A 6,961-nucleotide genomic window follows, 5' to 3' on the forward strand; every position below is an offset into this window, starting at 1 on the left:
TTTCTAACCGGGGATGAGGCCCTCGTCGCCGAGCATCTCGGAGACCTCGGCGAGCGTGGAGCCGGGTCCGGGAAGGATCAGGTCGGAGGAGTCGATCGCGTCGACCGGGTGGGCAGTGCCCATCGAACGTACGCCATCGAGCAGCGCCTCCAGGGCCGCGTCGAAGACGGCCTCGTCGGTGCCCTTGCAGGCGGTCTCGACCGCGGCGTCGAGCTGGTTGAGCTTGTCGACGGAGGCATCGTCGAGGTCGTACTGCCCCTCGCCGAGGATGCGTACGATCACTGCTCGGCCTTCTTCTCGGTCGACTCCACGTCGATGACCGGCGCGTTGGCGTCGGCACCGGGCAGCGCCTGCGTCTGCTGCGGGGCGTTGATGCCCTTCAGCGCGGCGAGCTCGGCCTCGACGTCGCTGGTCGAGCTGAGCGCGTCGAGCTGGCGGGTGATGTCGTCGGTGGGACCGGCGGTGAGGTCGTCGAGGGCACCGGAGGCGAGCAGCTCGTCGACGGCGCCGGCGCGAGCCTGCATCTCCAGGGTCTTGTCCTCGGCACGCTGCATTGCCATGCCGACGTCGCCCATCTCCTCGCCGATGCCGGAGATCGCCTCGTTGATCCGGGTCTGCGCCTCGGCGGCGGTGTAGGTCGCCTTGATGGTCTCCTTCTTGGTGCGGAAGGACTCCACCTTGGCCTGCAGGCGCTGCTGGGCGAGGGTGAGCTTCTCCTCCTCACCCTGAAGCGTGGCGAGCTGGGTGTTGAGGTCGTTCATCTGCTGGGTGAGACCGCTCTTGCGCGTGAGAGCCTCGCGGGCAAGATCCTCGCGGTTCATCTCGATGGCCTTCTGGGCCTGCTGGGTGAGCTTGTCGGACTGCTGCTTGAGCCCGTTGATCTGCAGCTCGACGCGCTTGCGGCTGGTCGCGACGTCCGCGACACCGCGGCGCACCTGCTGCAGCATCTGAAGCTGCTTCTGGTAGCTGTAGTCGAGCACCTCCCGTGGGTCCTCGGCCTTGTCGAGCGCCTTGTTTGCCTTCGCCTTGAAGACCAGGCTCAGCCGCTTCATCACACTCATCGGTTCCCTTTACGCCTCTCATATGCGGCCGACCGCCGGCCGCCCCGCGTCGTCGCTTGCCGCTGGACTCTCGTCGTCCTAGGACAAGTGTTGCCTCTCACCTTAGGCCGGGTCCACAAAACTCGCTGTCAGGGTCCTTCGGGATATCCTGTATGTGTCCCAGCCAACAGTAAGAGGTCACCCGTTGTTCGGTCGCAAGTCCCCCGCCCCGCAGGTCGTCGAGCCCGAGAACCCGGTCAAGGAGACCGGTAAGGGTCGTCCGACCCCTTCGCGCAAGGAAGCGGAGGCGGCCCGCAAGGCGCGACTCAAGCAGCCGCGCTCCCGCAAGGAGATCAACGCCGCCAACCGCGCCCAGCGCTCCGAGCATGGCGACAAGATGCGCCAGGCGATGAAGACCGGCGACGAGCGCTACCTTCCGCTGCGCGACAAGGGCCCGGTCAAGCGGTTCATCCGCGACTGGATCGACGCCCGGTTCACCTTCGCCGAGATCGTGCTCCCGGTGCTGATCATCGCGCTCGTGGTGCCCTACATCAGCCTCGAGCTGGCGATGTACTCCCAGCTCTTCACCCTCGTCGTGATGGCCACCGTGATCATCAACCTGATCGCGCTGCGCTTCCTGCTCCGCAAGGAGCTCAAGCGCCGCTTCCCCGACAACGACCTCAAGGGCACCACCTACTACGCGATCATGCGCTCCATCCAGATCCGCCCCCTGCGCCTGCCGAAGCCGCAGGTCAAGATCGGCGCGCAGCTCCCCGACGACTACCGCTGAGTCTCGGACCCGGGAGGGTCCTCGACCTCGCAGATCAGGCTGGCGCCGCCCATGCGGTGCTGGAAGCTCCAGGCGCTGGCCAGATCGGTGAGCTTGTCGGCGATGAAGGGCTCCGGTGCCGCCGCGGGCATCGAGGTGAGCGTCCAGACCGTGGAGAGCTCGACCCGGGTCGGCGTACGCCATGCCAGCTTGACCCAGATCTCGCCGGGCAGGTTCGAGACGGCCACATGGACGCCGAAGGCTGCGAGCACCTCGAGCCGGTTGGCGGCGCGGTTGCCGACGACCCGTGAGTCGGTCCACGCCCGCACCTGGCTCATCGCCTGGTCCGGCGTCAGCAGATCGGCCGCATCGTCGCGGTCGGTCTCGTGGACGTAGTTGCTCATCAATTGACCTTTCGGGTGGGGGTTGGTGCGGCCGGAGCCGTCTGGATGTCCCAGATGGTGTCGAGGCCTGCTCGTCGAAGCCGTCCGGCAAGCGCCGGATCGGCGTTCCGGAGATGTAGGGGCACGCCCCGCGTCCCGCAGCGCCGTTTGGCCCACAGCAGCGCCGCGACGGTCGTCGAGGAGAACTCGGTCAGGCCGGACAGGTCGACCACGACCGCCTCAGGACCTCCCCCGAGCATCTCCGCCAGCCGCCAGCGCAGGTTGTGGATCGCCCGCAGGCAGGTGGCGTCCGAGAACGGGACGACGACGATCTCGTCGACCGGGTAGAAGTCCGCCTCGCTCATGCCGCCCACACTGCCCAGGCTGTATGGAGGTCCTTTCGCAGTTTCGTGTCAGTTGCGTGTCACTTCCGGCGGGCAGGCCACCACGAGTCGGCCTCCTGCCCGTTCGGGTGAGACGATGCGAGACGTGCAAGAGGCAGCCAAGCGAGTGCTCATCCTGGAGGACGACTACGGGCTGCGTACCTCCCTCCGGCTCTTCCTCGAGCAGGAGGGATACGCGGTCGGTGAGGCCGACGATGCCGAGATCGCCCTCGATCTGGCCGCCGCCGAGCCGTTCGACGTGATGCTCGTCGACCTGATGCTCGGCGGCATCGACGGATTCACCTTCATCCGCAGCGTTCGCCCGCGGACGACCGCTCCGATCATCGTGATCAGCGCTCGAGACGGATCCAAGGACGTGGTCGCGGCACTGGAGGCAGGAGCAGACGACTACGTACGCAAGCCGTTCGACGTCGCCGAGGTCAGAGCCCGGATCAAGGCCGCGCTGCGGCGCCCTGACTACCCGCTCGCTCCCACCTCGGGCGGCTACACCCCCATCGGGGGTGTCGTGCTCGACTCGACCGACGGGCCGCTGGTCTTCGACCCGGCGGCCGCCACCCTGCGTCGCGGCCCCGTGGATCTGCACCTCACCAGCACCGAGTTCAAGCTTCTGCTGGCGCTGGCGACCAGCCCCGGCCGGGTGATGACCCGCGAGAACCTGGTCAACCAGATGTGGCCCGAGGGCCACCACGGTGACGTCCGGGTCGTCGATGTGCACGTCAGCCGGTTGCGCAACAAGGTCGACAACGACCCGGTGACCGGCGGGGTCATCTCGACGGTGCGTGGACTGGGCTACCGGCTGGATCCGCGATGATCCGGCGGCCGGTCTTTCGCGGGCTTCGCGCCAACGTCGTGGCGGCGTTCGCTGCCGGCGCCCTGTTGATCAGCCTGATCCTCGCCTTCAGCACCTACTTCTCCGCGCGGCACTACCTGATCGTCCAGCGCGAGCGGAACGCACTGCAGCAGGCCTACATCGACGCTGCCCTGGTCAAGGAGCGGCTGCGCACGAACGGCGTGAACGTCGCCGAGGTCCTGTCCGAGATCGCCCCGCCGAGGCGAACCACGGTGTTCGTCCACCAGGACGGCCAGTGGTACTCCTCCGATCTCACCACCCAGGTCCACGACGCCACCAGCAACGTCGCGACCAGCGTCGAGGCCGGAGAGGTCGCGCTGACCTGGACCGATACCGGCAACCGGCCCAACATCGTGGTCGGCGTCCCGCTCGAGGGGGTGGACGCCGACTACTACGAGGTCACCCACGCCAAGGAGCTCAGCGAGACCCTCGACACGATGGGTTACTCGCTCGCGATCTCAGCGGCCATCACGACCCTCGCCGGCGGAATCCTGGGGTGGTACGCGGCCCGGCGGGTGCTGCGGCCGCTACGGCAGGTCGCGCTGGCCGCCGCCCGGATCTCCGCCGGAGAGCTCGACACCCGGGTCGAGGCGACCGACGACCCCGATCTGGCCACCCTCACCGGTTCGTTCAACACGATGGTCGACACCGTCGTCGAGCGCCTCGACCATGACGCCCGCTTCGCGGCCGACGTCAGCCACGAGCTCCGTACGCCGGTCGCCACCCTCACCACCAGTCTCGGTGTCCTGCAGGGCGACAGCACGCTCTCGCCGAGCTCTGCGACCGCCGTCGGGCTGATGGCCGGCGAGCTGGACCGGTTCCGCGGCGCGCTCGAGGACCTGATCACCCTGGGACGACTCGACGCGGGGGTGCGCGAGTCGGAGTGGGAGGTGCTTGGCGTCGCGGACCTGGTCGCCGCCACCCTCGCCGAGGCCGAGATCGACGGCAGGGTCACCGTCGACGTTCCCGCGGATCTCGCGATCTATGCCGACCGGCTCCAGGTGCACCGGGCGCTGGCCAACCTGGTGCGCAACGCGGAGACCCACGGCGGCGGCCTGACCACGGTGCGCGCGATCACACGCCGCGGCTACGCCGAGATCCATGTCACCGACTCCGGTCCCGGCGTCCCCGCCGCCGAACGAGAACGCATCTTCGACAGGTTCGCCAGGATGGGCGCCCGCGGCGCGACCACCGGGAGCGGGCTGGGGCTGAGCATCGTCGAACAGACCGCGCAGCTCCACGACGGCTCGGTCTGGTGCCGCGAGGCCGACTCCGGCGGCGCCGACTTCGTGCTCTCCTTCCCACTGGCGCCCACGGCGAGGACCGCCGCGGCTCGCGAGGCGACATGAGGGCGATGCGTACGTCCTGGGCGGCGGGCGCCGCCGGCCTGCTCCTGCTCGCGGTGGCGTCGTGCGGAGTCCCCGATGACGACGAGGTACGCACCGTCGACCCTTCGGAAGTGCCGTACCACCTGCTCGAGGATGTGGACGAGGCCCCCTCGGGCGCGGCGCGCGGTCTCGCCGGTCCCCAGCTCTACTGGGTCGACGCCGAGGGCCGGCTCGTCGGTCGGCCCGCGGCGAGCTTCTGCGCGAAGACCCTGCGGGGGGTCGCCAAAGACATCCTCGACCAGCTCGGCGACGGGCCCTCGGCACGCGATCTGGGCTCCGGCCTCGGCACGGCCCTGCCTCCGGACAGATGGCTGAAGCTCGTGGCGATCACCCATCGCACCGCCCACCTCCGCGTCTCCCTCGACGACACGATCGCCACCAACCGGGTCGTGCTCGCGACGGCGCAGACGGTGCTGTCCCTGACCTCGATCCCCGGCGTGGACCAGGTGGAGCTGGAGTACGACGCCGGGCCGCTGCAGGTTCCGCGGTCCTCGGGTGAGCTCGCCGACGGACCGCTGCGGCACGACGACTACCGCAGCCTGCTCGCCGACCCCGCCGAGCAGCCCAAGGACGGGTCGCTCGAACCCAGCGACCTCTGCCCGGGCTGACCTGACTCGCCGCCGGCCTCAGGCGATACCGAGGACTTCCTCCAGGCCGATCGTGAGTCCCGGCCGCGAGCCGATGCCGCGGATCGCGGCGAGCACGCCGTGGGCGAAGGAGGCGTGCGAGAGCGAGTCGTGCCGGATGGTCAGGAGCTCGCCGACACCGCCGAGGATGACCTCCTGGTGGGCGACCGATCCGGACATCCGCAGGGAGTGGACAGGGATGCCGTCCACAGAGGCCCCACGGGCCCCGTCGAGGGCCGAGGTGGTCGCGTCGGGCGCCGGGTCCACCCCGGCCTCGCGGCGCGCCGCAGCGACGAGCTCGGCGGTCCTGCGTGCCGTGCCCGAAGGGGCGTCAGCCTTCCGCTCGTGGTGGGTCTCGACGATCTCCACCGACGGGAAGTGGGCGGCGGCGAGCTCGGCGAACCGCATCATCAGCACCGCGCCGACCGAGAAGTTGGGCACCACCATCGCGCCGACGCCAGGGTTCTTCGCCAGCCAGGTCTCGAGCTGCTCGACGCGGTCGGGCCCGAAGCCCGAGGTGCCGATCACCGTGTGCACGCCGCGGGACAGACAGAACTCCGCGTTGCCCATCACCGCCTCGAGCGTGGTGACGTCGACGGCCACCTCGGCACCGGCGTCGGTGATCGCCGAGAGCTCGTCGTCGCGACCGATCCTGGCGACGAGCTCCAGGTCGTCAGCGGATTCGACGGCCTCGCAGACCGCCGAACCGAGCTTGCCACGTGCACCGAGAACAGCCACCTTAGTCATGAGGCCACACCTTATAGATCACGCTCCAGCAACGATCGACCACCATCCGGTGAACAAATTGCGAGGCTTGTTCAGAGCTTGTCGAAGGGGCTGTGCGCGGAACCGTATGAGGATCTGGCAGTCTTGGACCCATGGTGGTGCAGACGATCCCTGCTCGGATCCGTTGGGCCGTTGATTTCATGGACATTCAACCGAACGATCATGTCCTTGAGATCGGCTGTGGCCCGGGGGCTGGTGCCGAGCTGATCTGTAGCCGGCTGGAGACCGGAAAGCTGTTTGCGATCGACCGCTCGGAGTCGGGTGTCGATCGTACGAAGCGACGCTGCGCGAAATACCTGGAGGCAGGACGCCTCACGGTCCGCCAGATCGACCTCGCGACGCTGCGGGTCCCGGTCAAGCGGCTGACGAAGGTGTTCGCGTTCAACGTCAACCTGTTCTGGGTGCGTGACGCATCCGCCGAGATAGCGCTGCTCCACGAGCGCGTGCTCCCCGGCGGCACGGTCAACCTCTTCTACGAGGCCACCCAGCGAGAGCAGGTCCCCGAGATCATCGAGAAGACGAGCAAGGCCCTGGCCGATGCCGGGTTCCGCGTCTCCATCGTCGACTCCAAGGTCCCCGCCGCCGTCGGGATCATCGGCAAGCGCTGACCCAGACCACGCCGAGACGTCAGTTTCTGACGTCGAAGCGTGGGGGTATGTTGGGGGGGTTGGGGCTGTGCTGGACGAGAAATGCGCTAGGGGGGGGGTATAGAAGA

At 68.6% G+C, this 6,961-nt stretch carries 10 protein-coding genes; 5 read left to right on the forward strand and 5 right to left on the reverse strand.

All coding sequences use genetic code 11. The features are described 5' to 3' along the window. Positions 1 to 3 precede the first annotated feature (3 nt). Positions 4 to 282, reverse strand: a complete 279-nt coding sequence (locus ACFWQC_RS03710) for a hypothetical protein (protein ID WP_378673248.1) — start codon at positions 280 to 282, stop codon at positions 4 to 6. Continuing rightward, entirely contained in the window at positions 279 to 1,061 is a 783-nt protein-coding gene (locus ACFWQC_RS03715; protein WP_355017993.1) for a PspA/IM30 family protein, read from the reverse strand. Before ACFWQC_RS03715 ends, ACFWQC_RS03710 begins: the two co-directional genes overlap by 4 nt. Before the next feature lie 184 nt (positions 1,062 to 1,245). Here ACFWQC_RS03715 and ACFWQC_RS03720 point away from each other — a divergent pair, with 184 nt between their 5' ends. Continuing rightward, positions 1,246 to 1,830, forward strand: a complete 585-nt coding sequence (locus tag ACFWQC_RS03720) for a DUF3043 domain-containing protein (RefSeq protein ID WP_378673251.1) — start codon at positions 1,246 to 1,248, stop codon at positions 1,828 to 1,830. Here the strand turns inward: ACFWQC_RS03720 and ACFWQC_RS03725 are convergent. Further along, on the reverse strand, positions 1,821 to 2,213 hold the full coding sequence (locus ACFWQC_RS03725) for a hypothetical protein (protein WP_378673254.1): 393 nt from the start codon (positions 2,211 to 2,213) through the stop codon (positions 1,821 to 1,823). The genes ACFWQC_RS03720 and ACFWQC_RS03725 overlap by 10 nt on opposite strands. Continuing rightward, on the reverse strand, positions 2,213 to 2,557 hold the full coding sequence (locus tag ACFWQC_RS03730) for an STAS domain-containing protein (protein ID WP_378673257.1): 345 nt from the start codon (positions 2,555 to 2,557) through the stop codon (positions 2,213 to 2,215). The genes ACFWQC_RS03725 and ACFWQC_RS03730 overlap by 1 nt, the downstream gene beginning before the upstream one ends. Positions 2,558 to 2,672: 115 nt before the next feature. Here ACFWQC_RS03730 and ACFWQC_RS03735 point away from each other — a divergent pair, with 115 nt between their 5' ends. Genes ACFWQC_RS03735 through ACFWQC_RS03745 form a run of 3 tightly spaced genes read left to right on the forward strand, consistent with a single transcriptional unit; the run spans position 2,673 to position 5,442 of the window. Further along, positions 2,673 to 3,407, forward strand: a complete 735-nt coding sequence (locus tag ACFWQC_RS03735; RefSeq protein ID WP_378673260.1) for a response regulator transcription factor — start codon at positions 2,673 to 2,675, stop codon at positions 3,405 to 3,407. Continuing rightward, positions 3,404 to 4,795, forward strand: a complete 1,392-nt coding sequence (locus ACFWQC_RS03740) for an ATP-binding protein (RefSeq protein ID WP_378673263.1) — start codon at positions 3,404 to 3,406, stop codon at positions 4,793 to 4,795. The genes ACFWQC_RS03735 and ACFWQC_RS03740 overlap by 4 nt, the downstream gene beginning before the upstream one ends. Before the next feature lie 5 nt (positions 4,796 to 4,800). Beyond that, positions 4,801 to 5,442 (forward strand): GerMN domain-containing protein, encoded by a 642-nt coding sequence (locus ACFWQC_RS03745; protein WP_378673266.1) that lies wholly within the window; start codon positions 4,801 to 4,803, stop codon positions 5,440 to 5,442. Between the two features lie 18 nt (positions 5,443 to 5,460). Here ACFWQC_RS03745 and dapB read toward each other — a convergent pair whose 3' ends face one another. Then, positions 5,461 to 6,207: a 4-hydroxy-tetrahydrodipicolinate reductase gene (gene dapB / locus ACFWQC_RS03750; protein WP_378673269.1), complete on the reverse strand. Its 747-nt coding sequence runs from the start codon at positions 6,205 to 6,207 to the stop codon at positions 5,461 to 5,463. Positions 6,208 to 6,386: 179 nt separating this feature from the next. On the opposite strand from dapB, the gene ACFWQC_RS03755 reads away from it, so the two are divergent. Then, a complete protein-coding gene (locus tag ACFWQC_RS03755; RefSeq protein WP_378673271.1) occupies positions 6,387 to 6,854 on the forward strand; it encodes a class I SAM-dependent methyltransferase in 468 nt (155 codons plus the stop codon). Positions 6,855 to 6,961: the final 107 nt, after the last annotated feature.

Origin of the sequence: Nocardioides sp. NPDC058538, from assembly GCF_042719275.1 — a bacterium.
GTDB lineage: Bacteria > Actinomycetota > Actinomycetes > Propionibacteriales > Nocardioidaceae > Nocardioides.